Here is a 16,767-nt window from a genome sequence, read left to right as displayed (position 1 = left end):
GCTTACTCCGAACGTTCGCTTGGGGTTTTGGCATTTATCGTCTTGTTAAGACGGTCAAGCGTTTCGCGGATGGCCTTTTGCTCTTCTGCCTGTTTTTCAACCCAGTCGCGCATCATCTGCTGTTCGCTGCGCATGCTCTTGACCAGACCCTGAATACCTTCGGCAAGATTGGCAAGGGCTGCTGATGTGCGCTGGCTGGAAGCCTCGCCACCCTGCAAATTCTGCACGCGTTCGGCAAGATTGCGAATACCGCCGAGATGCTCATCGATGCCAAGATCAGAGCCAAGATCGGTCACGGATGACAGCCAGTTTTCAAGCTCGGTGTAAAAACGATTCTGGGCGCGGCCAGCCTGAAGATCAAGGAAGCCGAGAATCAGTGATCCCGAAAGACCGAACAGCGAGGATGAGAAGGCCGTTCCCATGCCCGAAAGTGGTGCCTGTAATCCGGCTTTGAGCGAATCAAGAACATCTGTGGTGCTGCCTGAGCTTGGATCAAGGGATTGGATAGTCTGGCCGATCGAGCCGACCGTCCCAAGCAGCCCCCAGAATGTACCGAGCAGGCCCAGAAAGACCAGAAGGCCGATGAGATAACGCGAAATATCGCGGCTTTCATCAAGGCGCGTGGCAATCGATTCGAGAATGGAGCGGGTGGAGTTGGTGGTGAGTGCCATTGATTGTCTGCGGCCAATCAATGCGCGCATCGGTGCAAGGAGAACCGGTGGGCGCGTGGCGCCGTCGCGATCCCCGTCGCGGAAGGAATTGACCCAGCGAATTTCAGGCAGCAATCGCAGAACCTGTCCGAAGGCGAGCAGGATGCCAACGAGCAGAACGCCGAAAATCAGGCCGTTAAGGACGGGATTGGTGATGAAGAATGTATGTATCTGTCGTATCAGCACAGCCGCCAGAAAGGCGACGATGATCAGAAAGATCACCATGGACAGAATGACAATTCTCGGACTGCTCAGGCGGTAGGGATCATAATCCCGCGTGTCGTCCAGTCGTTCCCGAGAAAGTCTCAAATCGCTCATGCGTTTCGCTCCGTGGATATCCGCAGGGATAATCTGTCGTGGGGGAGCCTACTGCATAATTTGGTGAAGCGGAATCGTCCGGCGTGAAAAAAATATGCGCAAAACAAAGCACCCCGGCAATCATGCCGGGGCGCTTTGTTGAAAGAAACGTCTGATCAGATTGGTTTGTTGATCGTCTTGAGCAGGGCTTTCTGAATGCTTTCATTGCCTGCAACGATGGTCTTGGTGCCGAAAATGTCCTGACCTCCCTTTTTATCGGATACAAAGCCACCAGCTTCACGGATCATCAGCATGCCAGCGCCGAGATCCCACGGGTGCATACCGTCTTCCCAGAAGCCGTCGAGACGGCCTGCGGCGACATAAGCGAGATCGAGAGCAACCGCACCCATACGGCGGATACCGGCGGTTTCACCCATGACGTTGCGCAGTTCGACCAGATAATGGCCGTGGCCGGGGCGACCCAGATGCGGGATGCCGGTGCCGATCACGCAATCGACCAGCTTTGTGCGCGCTGCAACGCGCAGACGGCGATCATTGAGGAACGCGCCACCGCCGCGTTCAGCGGTATAAAGCTCATCCATCGCTGGGTTGTAAATGACGCCAGCAACAATCTGTCCCTGACGCTCGAGAGCGATAGAGACTGCAAAAACCGGAATACCATGCAGGAAGTTGGTGGTTCCATCCAATGGATCGACCAGCCAGCGATGCTGTCCGTCCTTGGAAGGAACTTCGCCCGATTCTTCCATCAGGAAGCCAAAATCCGGGCGGGCGCGGCTCAGTTCGGTGTAGATGATTTTTTCCGCTTTGCGGTCCGCCTGACTGACATAGTCGCCGGGGCCCTTCAGTGAAACCTGAAGATTTTGCACTTCACCGAAATCGCGCGCAAGGCCGCGACCGGCTTTCATGGCGGTTTGAACCATAACATTGAGGAGGGCTGAACGGGCCATCTGATCATCCTTTGAGAGCGCATAACGAAACCTGTGAGCCGGTTTTCGATACATATGCGCGTTAATAAACCTGTGAGTGTCGATCTGACGCGATCAGACCACTGACACTCAAAACTGAGCAAGCTGAGAAAGAACTGTCACATCCCCTTGAGAAGGGGGGACTGCGGCGCCGGGCATGTGCCGGCGCCGCTCAATTTTGAAAAAAGACGTTATGCGCGGCTGATATAGGTCAGTTCGCTGGTGTCAACGATCACGCGTTCGCCCGATTCAATGAATGGCGGAACGAGGATGCGGATACCGTTTTCAAGCACTGCTGGCTTATAGGAAGAAGCAGCGGTCTGGCCTTTGACGACCGGGTCAGCTTCGACGATTGCCAAAGTTACCTGTTCCGGAAGACGAATGCCGATTGGCTTTTCTTCGTAAAGTTCAACCGTAACCATCATGCCGTCCTGAAGGAAGGCTGCGCGGTCGCCGACGAAATCCTTGAGGAGTTCGAGCTGCTCGTAGGATTCGGTATCCATGAAAATCAGCGCTTCGCCCTGTTCGTAGAGGAACGAGAAGTCCTTCTGTTCCAAACGAACCCGTTCAACGGTTTCTGCTGCACGGAAACGTTCGTTGAGCTTGGTGCCGGTGATGAGGTTTTTCAGTTCGACCTGATTGTATGCGCCGCCTTTGCCTGGCTTGACCGCATTGGTCTTGACCGCAACCCACAGGCCGCCATCATGCTCAATGACGTTGCCGGGGCGGATTTCGTTACCATTGATCTTCATGAGTTTAATCCGGGAATAAATGTGAAAACTGTTGCGGCCCGGCGCATCACGACAGAAAGGCAATCTCCCGCATCTTTTCGGGGATTGCGTCCATCTTTAACTCGAACCACGATAATCGGGCTCTCCAAGACCATAAATTGGCGCTTTGTGCAAGTCTGCGGCGTCAATGAGCGGATCAGACACCCAAAAAACTACCCGGAATTTACCGCACGCGCAGACTGTTTGCTGTTTGAACAGCCTCTTTAAGCTGTTCGTCGGCGAGTCCATCCATCATATCGTTGAGGTCGGGTGAGCGATAACCGGCCCGTTGCGCGACGATGTACCATGCCGCAGCCTTGACCAGATCGCCATCTGTGCCGATACCATCGCGATAGAGCCGGGCAAGCCATGCCTGCGCCATCACTGTGCCACGCTGGGCGGCAATCTGCATCCAGCCAAAGCCTTGTTCGTAATTGCGATCGCCGCCACGCCCTTCAATAAGCCAGCGCGCAAGATCATATTGCGCTGTGTCATAGCCTTTGCGCGCCGAAAGCAACAGATAGTCGCGAGCCTTCTTATCGTCATGAGCGATTTTGTCAGTGCCGTTGGCGTAGATCTGACTGAGCGCATACTCAGCATCCGGCAATTTTGCTGTTGCAGCTTTTTCAAACCACGGGAAAGCTTCATCCAATCCCTTTGGTCCGGGCGTCTTCATGATGACAAGCTGGCCGTAATTAAACTGTGCCATTGCATTGCCGCCTTCAGCTGCCTCATGCATCAGCTTGGTGGCCTTGGCCGTATCTTTGTGAATATATCTGCCCTGTAAAAGCAGGGCTGCATAGCGAAACTGTGCTTCGTTGACGCCTTTTTCGGCGGCTTTCGCATACCATTCAGCCGCCTTTGTCTGATCGGCTGGCACGCCAAGACCACGGGCATAGATTTCGGCAACCAGGGTTTGGGATGCTGGATCGCCTTCCTCAGCTTGTGGCAGGGCAAGATTGAAAGCCGTCAGATAGAGGCCGCGCTGATAGGCACCAAATGCTTCATCAACCGGCTTGTCCCCAAACCGGCGTGGATCGATGGCTGGCAAATGTGCTGTTGTTGACGGTTGCGGCAACATTTTGGGCTTCTCAGCCGGTTTGTCGCTTTTGCTGTCGTGTTTTGCTTGCGCGCCTGCGGGTTTGTCTGCAGCGCTTGCAGCCATGACGGCTGGAGTGGATGCAGCAAAGATCAAAGCCGTGGCGAGAAGAATTCTGCTCTTCATGGGGCGTGCAAACCTTGAACGTTATTTATCGAAACGTGGAGCGTGTTCATCCAGAAGCCGATTGGCATGTGCTACGACCTCTGCCGGGTCTTCCGCCTCAAAGACAGCACGGCCAAGGGCAACAAAATCAGCGCCGGTTTTAGATGCGGGGATGACACTTTCAACCGTGTTGCCTGCCTGGGCGATGCTTGGGATTTCGACCATCTCCGACCACCATTCAGCCAATGACAGATTGCGGGGATGGGCATCGGGCTTGTTATCCGCACCAATTTTGCCAAAGAAAACATAATCGGGCTGCAACTCACCAATTTCCATGGCGCTATGGCGATCACGCAGATTGCCAGTGCCAATAATGAATTTAGGTGTGTGCTTCTCAATGGCTTCGGCAAGTTCCGCCGCCTTGCCTTCAATATGAATGCCGTCCGCACCCACACGGCCTGCGATGCGCGTATCATTGAGAATGATGGCTGCGGCAGCTTTGGCCTGAATCACAGGAACCGCTTTTGCAGCGGATGCCTGAAATGTTGCTTCATCAAGATCGCTGCCATCAAGGATCACACTTGCCACATCGCCGCCTGAAAGCGCTGCGGTCAGGAGTTTCGCCAGTGCATCCCCATTGGCCATGGGTGGTGCAACCAGCAAAAGGCGGCAGCGTTCATTGTTTTGTTTTGCAGTTGGCGCGTTCATAAACCAAACCTAGCGAAAAATGTTGATGGAATTCGGGCATAAAGTAAGAGGCGTTCGTTGAACAGCCCCTTTAGGCGGACTCAGCCTTGTCCGACATGCGCTGTCCGGGTGCTGGCATAATGTTATCCACTGGAACGAAAGTTGATTGGAACCAACCGGGTTCTGCCCGAATTAACAGCTATATAGGCGGCAATGAGTGTTGCGCTATTGCAGACAGAAAACAAACAGCAGGCAGACGAAATGACGAATGAAACGGCGAAAATAGTGCCAAAAGTCCGCGATACACGCATTGATGTGTTTCGTGCTTTGGCTCTGCTTACCATTTTCATCAATCATGTGCCCGGTACGATTTATGAGCACTTCACGCATAAGAATCTTGGCTTTTCTGATTCTGCCGAAGCTTTTGTTCTGATTTCAGGTATGGCCGTTGCATTGGCCTATGGTTCCAAGTTTGCACCGGGCAACCGTCTGGTTCTGACACTGAAAATGTGGCGCCGTGCCTGTGTTCTTTATACAGCGCATATTATGACCACGCTTGCGACGGTGGGTATTTTTGCTTCCGCTGCCATTTTCCTCAAGCATCGTGAGCTTCTCACACAGATCAATATCGGACCGCTGGTCAAACAGCCGGTCGAGGCGCTTCTTGGCCTTGTCACACTCGGCCATCAGCTTGGCTATAACAACATTTTGTCGATGTATGCGGTCGTGCTTCTGCTGACGCCGCTGCTGCTGCTGCTTGCGCGTATCAGCCTGTCGCTGATGCTTGGTGTGTCGGGCATGGTGTGGTTGCTGTCGGGTCTTTATCATGTCGCGCCAGTGAATTATCCAACGCCGGGTGTCTGGTTCCTCAATCCACTATCGTGGCAGTTTCTGTTTGCCATCGGTATTGCCGGCGTCATGTATGTGCGTCGCGGCGATAAAATTCCGGCACATCCTGCATTGATTGCAGCTGCTGTTGGCTATCTGGTGCTGTCGCTTGCATGGGTTCGTCTTCCGCTTTGGGGTATTGATGCCTCAATGGGCATGCCTGCGGTGCTGACCGGTTTCGACAAGACGTTCCTTTCGGCGCCCCGTCTTTTGCATGTGCTGGCGATGGCCTATCTGATCGCGGTTGTGCCGACGCTTAACAGCATTGCGCGTACGTCACCACAAAACCCGCTGGCCATTCTGGGCAAGCATTCGCTGCCTGTGTTTATTGCCGGGACTCTTTTGGCGATGGTTGCACAGGTAATGAAGCTCGTTAATCCGGGCGGCTTTCCATATGACACGTTGCTGATTGCAACCGGTGTCGTGATGCAGTTCGCTTTGGCTTATTATCTTGAATGGCTGCCGACCATTGGCTGGGGCAAGAAGCCTGCACTTAAGCCAGTTTCTGCCGAGGGTGCAAAGGCTCCGGTTGTTTCAAGCCCCAAGCCCGCATTGCAGCAGGCTTAAAAATACGGATTTTAAAAGCCGCCTCCGGGCGGCTTTTATGTCTGTCGGGCCTGAAACACACGATGTTAACCATTCATTAATCTTAATACCGTTAAATAGTTCATATCCAGTTCGGCTGGATTCTTACCGAGTGGTTTAGCCACTCTGTTTGACGCCTCCCTGTTAAACTCCTGAGAGCCGCCTTTGCGGCTCTTTTTTTATGCCTTTTTGCCAGTTTGCAGCCGCAGCCATTTACCATTCCTGAAAATCCTCCCCAAATTTTTAACCTTTCGTTAAACATATTCTTGCGCGACGGTGCATGAAGGTGCAGTTTATCGTGGACTCATGAAAACTGCCTGTTCCGTCTTCGCTCTCCCCATGGTCGAACAGCAGTTCAAATAATTCATTTGCATACCTTGGCGGTATGCGAGCAACAAAATGGACGTGAACGCGTTCATGTAAGGTGGCAGAGCAGTGATTAGCGAACAGGGACAGATGCCGGGTAATATGATCAGCCTCGCCGAGCGCATGGTTTTCTCGGATTCCTTTAAGCCGATTTACAGTGAAGGCATGGATATGGTTGAGGAAGCCGCGAGCTATCTCGACGGGGAGGGCCGTGAAGAAGCGCGCAGTCTTTCGCGCGTTGCTGCAACCCTTTATGCAGCCGAATCGATGCGCCTGACCACACGGCTCATGCAGGTGGCTTCGTGGCTCTTGTTGCAGCGTGCCGCGCGCAATGGCGAAATGTCCCGCAAACAGGTCGAAGCCGAAAAGGCAAAGGTGCGTCTTGATACGCCGTCTGCCGGTGATATTGCGCCGGGCTGGAACGAATTGCCGTTCGCCTTCATTGAACTCATCGAACGCTCAATGCGCCTTCAGGCGCGTGTGCGCCGCATGGACCGCAATGTTTACGGTGAAGTTGTTTCATTGCAAAGCGCACCCCATGGCAATCCCGTATCGGATCAAATCGTTTTGCTGAAGACGGCTTTCGGCGCATCTTAGAGCGTGCCGCGCTTAATCGTGCCCAATAGGCTCGCTCTATCTTCTTGTTCTCACGCATGTCGTTCTTGAAACGTAGCGGGAACCCGCCTTTCCGCGTCGTACTTGAGAGCGCCGAGACCGTGTTGGGCGCACAAAGGTCTCTCTAAATCTGGAAAATGACAGCGGCGCGATTGCGAAGGTTTTGATCGTCGCCGATTGGTTTTTCGTTATGCTCAACCCAGGCATGTGCGACGAACGGGAAACGCTGTATGCCAAGATACAATCGGGTATTTGCTATAGACCGCACCAGTGCATAGCATCGCACTGCGATTGCAAATTCAAGACATTCAAAGCGGAATGGCGAAAGTCGAGACGCCACCATTATGTCGTCGGAAAACGCGTTTATATCCAGAATAGGAAGCCATTTTCGGAACAACCACCTGTGGCGCGTGATAAAATTTACCGCTCCAACAATTCCGCGTCGCTTTATCAGGATCTGGATCAAATAAACCCATAGAATCAAACGAGGTTTGGCGCGTCCCGAGACATAGGCGGTTGGGTTTTCTGGCAGGTAGCGCCATGAATAATCATTCATGCCTCTGGCTATCTGAGAGGCGACAGGCTCTCTTTCACCGGTCACTGACGGCGCAATCAGTGTTTCAAGTTTGGGTGACAATGCATCATTGAATTCAGGATTCAATAGCGCAGCCTGAATGATTGTCGTTTCCTCATCCGAGAGCAGTATATATTGGTCATTCTTACTGTCAAAAATGACACCGCCGTCTCTTGTGAAGCATGGATGGTAATAATCCCTGAATGTGATGCCCATTACATTTCGCTTTTCCAGCATTTGTAATAAAGTTCGAGCGACAAAAGCAGCAGCGTTGACGGCGAAATGAATTCGCCGCCCAATTGGCATCTGCGAATATCGTCAAGCACATTCGCTTTATTGATAAAGCCACATTTGGCTGCTTCGCCATTGAGTATCAACTCAACGATGTGTTCACTTTCCGCACGGATCATACGCTGGACAATACCGCTGATATCTCCTTTTCCCTTACGCATGAAACTCGTGGCGCCGAAACGACGGTGGAAGCTTTCTCTTTGCGGCAATCTATTGAGTTCATAAGAAAAGGTTGAGCTGTCCGACCTGTTTTCCGCCCAACGGATCAGCGTTTCATTAAGGTATGGATAGACAGTCTGGTATCGGATGTCTGTTAGACGGTCTGCCGCGCCATGATGGACCGCTGCCATGAGTGATCGGCGATGCCGTATCCAATCACTCGATACGGATTGATTTTGGAAAATGCTGTTAACGCGTTTTTGCTCATTAAACGCAATTCTATACAGTTCGCTATTGAATATTGCTTTTTTATCTTGAGAGGAACCAATATTGGCCGCGCCGTAGATATGGAAATACAGCCGTGCCTGGCAGTCTGATAAGCTCTCACGAGCAAGCCGCAACCATGATTTTTGGTTCAAAACGGTAAGTTTGCGCGCCGTTTCAAAAGCTTTGGTAATATTGGGGTGTTTCTTCCAAAGATGATCAATGACGGCACTTGCCACAGGATTTGCCAGAAATATGTGGTCGCCACCGTGCCCGTTTAAAATCATGCAGTCAGTCGGCAAAGACTGAGCATAATCGATCAGGTCTCGTTGCGAAGCCGAATGAAGCAGCCATAGAGATGGGCGCTTTGGTTTGTAAGCAGGTCCGGTGAACAGATCGGTGAATATGCCGTCCGAACGGATTGGTATCAGGTGAAGATTAACGCCATGCTTGCCGCAAAGCGCCTGAGCGGCAACCACATCGGAAGAATTCGATATATTGGGGTCGTAATAGGTAACCGGATATAGTTGTTCAGCCGTTCGTGGCTGTGTCAGGGCAGCGTAGAAAACACCTGAAGAATCAAGACCTCCTGACAGTTCCAGAATGAACGGTCTGTTTGGCCCGCCAGCGCTGTTGATGTGCTCAATGAGAGTTTCAGGGATTTCATTGCTATCAAGTTGAGACGTCTCACCGCAGATGAGTTTATACGTTATTTGCCCGTTTGAATGAAGAATGGCTGTGGTTCCGGGCATAACACAGCCTATTCCGGTAAAGGGCGTTTGATCTGTGGCAAACTCAGTTGATGATAGATAGTTCGCGATGAAGCCAGGATTCGATTTGAGCTTGGCCTGCATAGCTGACATCGCGGTCATATCATCCGAGATTAGCCACTGATTTTTATTATAGAAAAAGAATATATCATGCGCGCACCAGAGTGGTCTCTCGACATTAACTTCTCCTCCGGTTGGCTTGATGTGGAATTCTCCGCGGTGCCCATAAAGAACCATTTCATTTAATATGGGGGAGAAAGAATAAAGGAATAGATTTTCTTCACAAGAGGATGAAGAATCTTTATGCTTTAAATATTTAAAAAAACCAGACGATACGAATGCATCGTCGTTTGAAATAGAGAGCACCGCATCACCAGATTTATCTTGAAAATTCGACAGACATGAATTCTCACTCATGTCTGCCTAATCATTCATTCACTGACTCAATCCATCATCCCAAAGCTGAGGTGATTCAGACCTAAATCCACCGCCGCCTTTTGTTGCTTTTTTTGCATCTATATAATCAACAGAGTCTTGATGTTGTTTTGCCGATATAAATCTAAAAAATTTAGAGAAATTCATAATTATTCTCCTAATATTTATTAGCTTCAAAGATAAGTTGCATAAGTAATTTATAATATTAATCTAAATTTGTAATGCCCAATAAATTGGTCAAAATATAGTGTGTCCATTTTTTTTGGATATGAGAGGTGGCCTGTTGGCTTGCGTATGTTTCTCTTTTGTTCACTTTTGTGCTGTCAAGTGAACCTGTCTGAGGATAGGGTTCACTTATGAAAGAAACGATTCGCATCATTGGTATTGATCCGGGGCTTCGCCGTACCGGCTGGGGCGTCGTCGAATCGCTTGGCAATTCCCTGCATTTTATCGGTTCCGGCACCGTGACGTCGAATGCCGAGCTGGATCTCGCTTCACGGCTTTGTCAGCTTCATGAAGGGCTGTCCAAAGTCCTGCATGACTTTGTCCCGCATGAAGCGGCGGTTGAGCATACATTCGTCAATAAGGATGCAACTGCCACGCTTAAGCTCGGGCAGGCACGCGGTATTGCACTTCTGGCCCCTGCGCAGGCGGGACTGCCGGTGGCAGAATATGCGCCCAATGCCGTCAAGAAGGCGGTCATTGGCGTTGGCCATGGCGAAAAGCAGCAAATCCATATGATGGTGAAAGTTCTGATGCCGCGCGCAACGTTCGATACGAGTGACGCTGCCGATGCGCTTGCCATTGCCATTTGCCATGCGCATCATCGTCAGAGCATTGTCAGCGCTCGCAGAATGCAGGCGCTTTTGAGTTAACGCGCATCTTATTGCGAAGACCGTTCTACATTTTTCGCGATGCGCTTATAGCGGGGTAGGTATCCAATGATCGGCAAGCTCAAGGGTGTGATCGATGAAATTGCAGATGATCATGCGGTTATCGACGTGCATGGCGTTGGCTATGTCGCTTTTTGTTCGGCGCGCACGCTTGGTAACCTTGGCGGGGTAGGGGAAGCTGCGGTTCTCTTGATCGAGACTTATGTACGTGAGGACATGATCCGCCTTTATGGTTTCGGGTCGCAGCTTGAGCGCGAATGGTTCCGTCTGTTGCAGAATGTGCAGGGCGTGGGTGCGAAGGTGGCGCTTGCTGTGCTTGGAACACTGACCCCTTCCGAACTTGCCAATGCGATTGCTTTGAGAGACATTGCCATGGTTTCGCGTGCGCCGGGCGTTGGCAAAAAAGTAGCCGAGCGGATTGTCACCGAGCTGAAGAACAAAGCACCGGCCTTTGCAGGGGAAGCCAGCGGAACAATCGGTCTCAAACAGGAACTTGGCTCAGGTGTTGCCTCGGCGCCGGTCAGCGATGCTGTCTCGGCGCTATCCAATCTCGGTTATTCCCGTGATCAGGCGGCCAATGCTGTGGCTGCGGCGCTAAAAGAAGCCGGTCAGGATGCCGATTCGGCCAAACTTATTCGCCTCGGTCTGAAGGAGTTGTCGCGGTGAGCTACTTGTGTGCGCTGAATGTTCATGCGAGAGGGATGGCATGAGCGACCGCAATCCCCTTATCGATGCTGATCTGCGCGGCGAAGATGCCGATACAACTTTGCGCCCGCAAACGCTGGATGATTTTGTGGGGCAGGCGCAAGCGCGCGCCAATCTCAAAGTCTTTATTGAAGCCGCCAAAGTGCGCGGCGAAGCACTCGATCACGTGCTTTTCGTCGGTCCTCCGGGACTGGGAAAAACCACGCTCGCGCAGATTATGGCCAAAGAACTGGGCGTCAATTTCCGCTCGACCTCTGGTCCGGTGATTGCCAAGGCTGGTGATCTTGCAGCGCTTCTGACCAATCTCGAAGATCGTGATGTGCTGTTTATCGACGAAATTCACCGTCTCAGCCCGGCTGTTGAAGAAATTCTCTATCCGGCAATGGAAGATTTTCAGCTTGATCTCATTATTGGTGAAGGTCCGGCAGCGCGTTCGGTGAAGATCGATCTTGCGAAATTCACGCTGGTTGCAGCGACAACGCGTCTGGGGCTTTTGACGACGCCTTTGCGCGATCGCTTTGGTATTCCTGTCAGGCTGAATTTCTATACGGTTGAAGAACTCGAATATATTGTGCGGCGCGGTGCGCGCATCATGCAGATGGGTATTTCGCCCGATGGCGCGCTGGAAGTGGCACGCCGTTCGCGCGGCACACCGCGTATTGCGGGCCGTTTGTTGCGGCGTGTTCGTGATTTCGCGCTGGTTGCCGGTGCCGATGTCATTGATCGCAAGATCGCCGATGAAGCGCTTTCGCGGCTTGAGGTCGATAATCGCGGGTTTGATCAGCTGGATCGGCGCTATCTTGATATGATCGCGCGAAATTTTGGCGGCGGACCAGTCGGGATCGAAACCATTGCGGCCGGACTATCCGAACCGCGCGATGCCATTGAAGATATTATCGAACCCTATATGATTCAGCAGGGCTTTTTGCAGCGCACGCCGCGCGGGCGTGTTCTCACGGCGCTTGCCTGGCAGCATATGGGACTTGCTGCCCCTGCGGAAGTGGCACAGCAGTCGCAGTTTGGCCTTTTCATGGAAGACGAATGACGCACACAATCGATCAGGCAGCAGCACAATCAGTTTCAGGCGCATTAAAGGATGGGGTGCATCATCTCTATGCGCGTATCTATTATGCGGATACGGATTTTTCCGGCTTTGTGTATCATGGCCGCTATCTTGAATTTTATGAGCGCGGCCGCACTGATTTTCTGCGTCTTCAGGATGTGCATCACATCGAACTTGCTGAAGGCGCCTTGGGTGAAGAAATGGTCTGGGTCGTTCGTCGCATGGAGATCGATTACAAATCGCCTGCAAAGATGGATGATCTCATTCTGATTGAAACCCGTGTGCATGAAATCCGCGGCGCGCGTGTGATCATGGCGCAGAAGATTACCTGTGGCGACCGTCTGCTTTCGGAAGCAAAAGTTGAAGCAGTGATGATTACCAAGCAGGGTCATCCGCGTCGCATACCGGATGAATGGCGTGAGGCTTTCACAAAAGCGGGCTGATATTTTCAGCCGATCTGCAATAATTAACGGGCCTATATCGCCTCTTATTAAATGCTAACTGATCTTTAACCATAATGGCCGATTAATCATGATGACGGAATCGGTTGAGAGGTTGGATCGTGTGTAACGCCTTCCTTTCACCAAAATTAACCATGACAAGCGCTGTGAGGATTTTAATTTGAAGTCCGTTTATGGTGGTTGGGGCGTTCGGTAGCGGGCGTTTTAAGAAGAATTTGTGATGCCGCCCGGTTCTGACGCCGGGCGTTTGGATTCGAGGACGGTAGATCGATGGAAAATATTGCGCTTGCGGCCCCAGCCGCCGATATTACCCTCTGGGGCCTGTTTATGCATGCGGGCTGGGTGGTCAAGCTGGTTATGCTTGGTCTCATTCTCGCTTCGGTCTGGACGTGGGCGATCATCGTGGACAAGATCGTGTCCTATGGCCGCGCACGTCGCGCCATCGATCGCTTTGAACAGGCTTTCTGGTCGGGGCAATCGCTTGAGGAGCTTTATCGCACTCTTAATGAGCGCCGCACCACGGGAATGGCGTCGATCTTTATTGCTGCCATGCGCGAATGGAAGAAATCGTTCGAAAAAGGCGCGCGCTCGCCGATAGCGCTTCAAATGCGTATCGACAAGGCAATGGATGTGGCGCTTGCCCGCGAAGGTGAAAAACTTGAATCGCGTCTCGGCTTTCTGGCTACGACCGGTTCAGCCGCGCCGTTTGTGGGGCTGTTTGGTACTGTTGTCGGTATTATGACGTCGTTTCAGGCGATTGCGGCCTCGAAAAATACCAGCCTCGCGGTTGTTGCTCCCGGTATTGCGGAAGCGCTGCTTGCAACGGCCATTGGTTTGCTCGCAGCTATCCCTGCGGTTATTGCCTATAACAAGCTCTCGGGTGATGCAGGCAAAATCAACGGACGCCTTGAAGGTTTTGCAGACGAGTTCTCCGCCATACTGTCGCGCCAAATTGATGAGAAGCTGACGCCACGCAACTAAGCGTGTTCCAGCATCAAAGCTAAATCGAGCCTTCGGGAATATTGAAATGGGCATGTCAGTTGGAAATCAGGGAATGCAATCGGGTGGTCGCCGCAGGCGTGGCCGCAAGAAGGCATTAATGAGCGAGATCAACGTTACGCCATTCGTGGACGTGATGCTGGTGCTGCTTATCATTTTCATGGTTTCCGCACCGCTTCTGACGGTTGGTGTGCCGATTGATCTGCCCGATACGCAGGCCAAGGCCATGAATGCCGATACGCAGCCAATCACTGTTTCGGTCAACAACGAAGGTCGGATCTTTATTCAGGAAACTGAAATTCCGATTGATGAAGTGGTTCCCAAGCTTCAGGCGATTGCCAAAACCGGGTATGAAGAGCGCATTTTTGTGCGCGGTGACAAGGCTGCCGATTATGGCACTGTCATGAAGGTTATGGCTCGTATCTCCGCCGCCGGTTTCAAGAATATCGGCCTTGTGACACTCCAGGAGCAGGATAGCTGACGGCATCATGAAGGCTGGCCTGATATCTTCTGTTGCACTCCATGCCGTTGCGCTTGCGCTGGTTGTGGTTTCGTTTTCCTCGCCGAAGCCTTTCGACGTGCAGGATTCGGAATCATTTCCGGTCGACATCGTGCCGATCGAATCGATCACGCAAATCCAGCAGGGCGATAAAACTGCGCCCATGAAGGAAAAGTCGGCGCCCGTTCCGACCAAAAAGCCGAACACCGTACCGGATGCCCAGAATGTCGGTGACAATGAAGTCGATCTTCAGACGCCGCCGAAACCAGACAACAAGGCCAAGCCAATTGAAGCGGCTGAGGAACCAAAGGCACAGCCGGAGCCGGTGAAAAAGCCGGAGCCGAAGCCTGATCCCAAGCCCGAACCAACGCCGCAGGAAAAGCCGACACCGGTTCCTGCGACGGAAGTGCAAACCAAGCCTGAAGCAAAACAGGACGTGAAGCCTGATCCGGTCGCAGAAGCGATCGAAAAACAGGCGGAAGCTCCTGACCAGACGGCACCGAAATTGCCGGATAATGTGCCGGCGCCACAGGCAAAGCCAAAACCGCCGCAGGCGCAGACGGCAAAAACGCCGGATCGCAAGCCTGTGGAAGAAAAGAAGCCGACGCAGTCGGCCTCGCAGACGTCGCAATCGAAAAATGATGCGATTGCTGATGAAGTGGCAGCGCTTCTCAACAAGCAGAAGACATCAGGCGGCGGTGCAAAGCGTTCGACCGATCAGGCATCGCTTGGCGGCAAGAAGAATACGGGTGGCTCAAAATTGAGCCAGAATGAAATGGATGCGCTTCGTGGTGCCATTTCCAAGTGCTGGAATGTGCCTGCCGGTGTGGCAGACGCGCCAGGACTGATTGTCACGGTGAAGATGCATCTCAATCAGGATGGTTCTATTCAGGGTGTTCCTGAAGTGACATCTGGTGGTGGCACTGACGGTGTTGGTCGTGCAGCAGCGGAAAGTGCGAAACGCGCTGTGGCCCGTTGTGCACCTTATAACCTGCCAGCAGACAAATATGATTCATGGTCGGAAGTGATCGTCAACTTCGACCCGAGTGAAATGTTCTGATCAGCCTTGCTGGTCACTCCTATCGATTGCCTTAACGAGGCCAAAGGACAAAAGAGGTCCCTAAAGACATGAAAATCGGCATCATGAACAAAAAGATCCGGATCGTTTTTTCGGCTTTCGCCTGTATGATTGCTGCGAGCCTGGTGGCCACCATGCCTGCGCGTGCGGTGGTGGAAATCAACATCAACAAGGGTGTGGTTGAGCCATTGCCAATTGCGGTCACCGATTTTCTTTCGGGTGATCAGCTGGGTGCGAATATCACGTCGGTCATTGCAGCCGATCTTGAACGTTCGGGCCTTTTTGCGCCGATCAACAAGGGGGCTTTCATTGAAAAGATATCCAACCCTGATGCATCGCCGCGTTTTGAAGACTGGAAAGTGATCAATGCGCAGGCACTGGTGACAGGTCGTATTACCAAGCAGCCCGATGGACGGCTCAAGGCTGAATTCCGCCTTTGGGATACGTTTGGCGGCCAGCAGCTGATCGGTCAGCAGTTCTTCACAACGCCCGATAACTGGCGTCGTGTTGCGCATATTATTGCAGATGCGATTTATGAGCGCCTGACGGGTGAAAAGGGTTATTTTGATACACGCATTGTTTTTGTGGATGAATCGGGCCCTGCGCAGAAGCGTGTGAAGCGTCTGGCGATTATGGATCAGGACGGCGCGAATGTGCGCTATCTCTCTGACGGTCGTGACATGGCGCTGACGCCACGCTTCTCGCCGAACCGTCAGGAAGTGACATATATGTCGTTTGCCGGTGGTCAGCCGCGCGTTTATCTGTTGCAGCTGGAAACCGGTCAGCGCGAACTGGTTGGCAACTTCCCCGGCATGTCGATTGCACCACGCTTTTCGCCGGACGGACAGAAGGTTGTCATGAGCCTTTTGCAGGACGATGGCAGCGCCAATATTTATACGATGGATCTGCGTAACCGCACGACGACACGTCTGACCAGCAGTCAGGCAATTGATACGAGTGCTTCTTATTCGCCCGATGGTTCGCAGATCGTGTTTTCGTCGGACCGTGGCGGTCGTCCGCAGCTCTATGTCATGGGTGCTGACGGTTCCAATCCACGCCGCATTTCGGCAGGGGATGGCAGCTATTCGACGCCTGTCTGGTCTCCGCGCGGTGATCTGATCGCTTTCACGAAGCAGTCGCAGGGTCAGTTCTCCATTGGTGTCATGAAAACCGACGGTACGGGTGAGCGCCTTCTGACTTCCGGCTTCCATAATGAGGGCCCGACCTGGGCTCCCAATGGCCGCGTGCTGATGTTCTTCCGCAAGGCCGCTGGTGCTGGTGGTCCCAAGCTTTTCACGATTGATCTGACAGGCCGTAATGAGCGTCAGATCCAGACTCCGAACTTCGGTTCAGATCCAGCCTGGTCGCCATTGCTTGAGTAATTACCTTCATGGTGAGCCTAAGGGTGTGAAACGTTGAGCATTTCCAGTTTTGATTGAAACATTGGAAATGCTCTATCTGTTTGTTT

The 16,767-nt window shown here is 52.4% G+C and carries 18 protein-coding genes; 10 read left to right on the top strand and 8 right to left on the bottom strand.

What is annotated here, in order from left to right:
* Positions 1-2 precede the first annotated feature (2 nt).
* The 5 genes from OPR82_RS10925 to OPR82_RS10905 all read right to left on the bottom strand — a co-directional run bounded on the left by OPR82_RS10925 (position 3) and on the right by OPR82_RS10905 (position 4,675).
* Positions 3-1,028, bottom strand: a complete 1,026-nt coding sequence (locus tag OPR82_RS10925; protein WP_265984813.1) for a flagellar motor protein MotA — start codon at positions 1,026-1,028, stop codon at positions 3-5.
* 155 nt (positions 1,029-1,183) lie between these two features.
* Complete coding sequence (locus tag OPR82_RS10920; RefSeq protein WP_265984812.1) at positions 1,184-1,975, bottom strand: inositol monophosphatase family protein; 792 nt, start codon at positions 1,973-1,975, stop codon at positions 1,184-1,186.
* A 209-nt stretch (positions 1,976-2,184) separates the two neighbouring features.
* Positions 2,185-2,745: an elongation factor P gene (gene efp, locus OPR82_RS10915; RefSeq protein ID WP_265984811.1), complete on the bottom strand. Its 561-nt coding sequence runs from the start codon at positions 2,743-2,745 to the stop codon at positions 2,185-2,187.
* 202 nt (positions 2,746-2,947) lie between these two features.
* Positions 2,948-3,988, bottom strand: coding sequence for a tetratricopeptide repeat protein (locus tag OPR82_RS10910; protein ID WP_265984810.1), 1,041 nt, complete (start codon positions 3,986-3,988; stop codon positions 2,948-2,950).
* A gap of 21 nt (positions 3,989-4,009) precedes the next feature.
* On the bottom strand, positions 4,010-4,675 hold the full coding sequence (locus OPR82_RS10905) for a thiamine phosphate synthase (protein ID WP_265984809.1): 666 nt from the start codon (positions 4,673-4,675) through the stop codon (positions 4,010-4,012).
* Positions 4,676-4,915: 240 nt separating this feature from the next.
* On the opposite strand from OPR82_RS10905, the gene OPR82_RS10900 reads away from it, so the two are divergent.
* A complete protein-coding gene (locus tag OPR82_RS10900; protein WP_265984808.1) occupies positions 4,916-6,109 on the top strand; it encodes an OpgC family protein in 1,194 nt (397 codons plus the stop codon).
* 474 nt (positions 6,110-6,583) lie between these two features.
* Complete coding sequence (gene rcdA / locus OPR82_RS10895) at positions 6,584-7,090, top strand: protease adaptor protein RcdA (RefSeq protein WP_265984954.1); 507 nt, start codon at positions 6,584-6,586, stop codon at positions 7,088-7,090.
* A gap of 142 nt (positions 7,091-7,232) precedes the next feature.
* Here the strand turns inward: rcdA and OPR82_RS10890 are convergent, their stop codons facing one another.
* The 3 genes from OPR82_RS10890 to OPR82_RS10880 are packed head-to-tail and all read right to left on the bottom strand — an operon-like array spanning position 7,233 to position 9,748.
* A complete protein-coding gene (locus tag OPR82_RS10890) occupies positions 7,233-7,898 on the bottom strand; it encodes a lasso peptide biosynthesis B2 protein (RefSeq protein ID WP_265984807.1) in 666 nt (221 codons plus the stop codon).
* Positions 7,898-9,583 carry an asparagine synthase-related protein gene (locus tag OPR82_RS10885; RefSeq protein WP_265984806.1) on the bottom strand — a complete coding sequence of 562 codons (1,686 nt, stop codon included), beginning with the start codon at positions 9,581-9,583 and terminating at the stop codon, positions 7,898-7,900. The genes OPR82_RS10890 and OPR82_RS10885 overlap by 1 nt, the downstream gene beginning before the upstream one ends.
* 18 nt (positions 9,584-9,601) lie before the next feature.
* The gene (locus tag OPR82_RS10880) at positions 9,602-9,748 is read right to left on the bottom strand and encodes a hypothetical protein (RefSeq protein WP_265984805.1); all 147 of its coding nucleotides are present in this window, start codon (positions 9,746-9,748) and stop codon (positions 9,602-9,604) included.
* Between the two features lie 209 nt (positions 9,749-9,957).
* Here OPR82_RS10880 and ruvC point away from each other — a divergent pair, with 209 nt between their 5' ends.
* From ruvC to tolB, 8 genes are all read left to right on the top strand, one after another.
* Positions 9,958-10,476 carry a crossover junction endodeoxyribonuclease RuvC gene (gene ruvC, locus OPR82_RS10875; RefSeq protein ID WP_265984804.1) on the top strand — a complete coding sequence of 173 codons (519 nt, stop codon included), beginning with the start codon at positions 9,958-9,960 and terminating at the stop codon, positions 10,474-10,476.
* 66 nt (positions 10,477-10,542) lie between these two features.
* Positions 10,543-11,160, top strand: coding sequence for a Holliday junction branch migration protein RuvA (gene ruvA, locus OPR82_RS10870; protein WP_265984803.1), 618 nt, complete (start codon positions 10,543-10,545; stop codon positions 11,158-11,160).
* Positions 11,161-11,200: 40 nt separating this feature from the next.
* Entirely contained in the window at positions 11,201-12,244 is a 1,044-nt protein-coding gene (ruvB, locus tag OPR82_RS10865; RefSeq protein ID WP_265984802.1) for a Holliday junction branch migration DNA helicase RuvB, read from the top strand.
* Entirely contained in the window at positions 12,241-12,705 is a 465-nt protein-coding gene (gene ybgC, locus OPR82_RS10860; protein ID WP_265984801.1) for a tol-pal system-associated acyl-CoA thioesterase, read from the top strand. The genes ruvB and ybgC overlap by 4 nt, the downstream gene beginning before the upstream one ends.
* 288 nt (positions 12,706-12,993) lie before the next feature.
* The gene (gene tolQ / locus OPR82_RS10855) at positions 12,994-13,704 is read left to right on the top strand and encodes a protein TolQ (protein ID WP_265984800.1); all 711 of its coding nucleotides are present in this window, start codon (positions 12,994-12,996) and stop codon (positions 13,702-13,704) included.
* A gap of 46 nt (positions 13,705-13,750) precedes the next feature.
* Positions 13,751-14,203 carry a protein TolR gene (tolR, locus tag OPR82_RS10850; RefSeq protein ID WP_187544039.1) on the top strand — a complete coding sequence of 151 codons (453 nt, stop codon included), beginning with the start codon at positions 13,751-13,753 and terminating at the stop codon, positions 14,201-14,203.
* A 7-nt stretch (positions 14,204-14,210) separates the two neighbouring features.
* On the top strand, positions 14,211-15,281 hold the full coding sequence (locus OPR82_RS10845; RefSeq protein WP_265984799.1) for a cell envelope integrity protein TolA: 1,071 nt from the start codon (positions 14,211-14,213) through the stop codon (positions 15,279-15,281).
* 68 nt (positions 15,282-15,349) lie between these two features.
* A complete protein-coding gene (gene tolB / locus OPR82_RS10840) occupies positions 15,350-16,681 on the top strand; it encodes a Tol-Pal system beta propeller repeat protein TolB (RefSeq protein WP_265984798.1) in 1,332 nt (443 codons plus the stop codon).
* Positions 16,682-16,767 lie beyond the last annotated feature (86 nt).

The sequence above is a fragment of the Ochrobactrum chromiisoli genome, from assembly GCF_026241335.1.
Taxonomy (GTDB): domain Bacteria; phylum Pseudomonadota; class Alphaproteobacteria; order Rhizobiales; family Rhizobiaceae; genus Brucella; species Brucella chromiisoli.
Note: the sequence above shows the minus strand (reverse complement) of the source record. Positions and strands in the feature narration are given on the sequence as shown.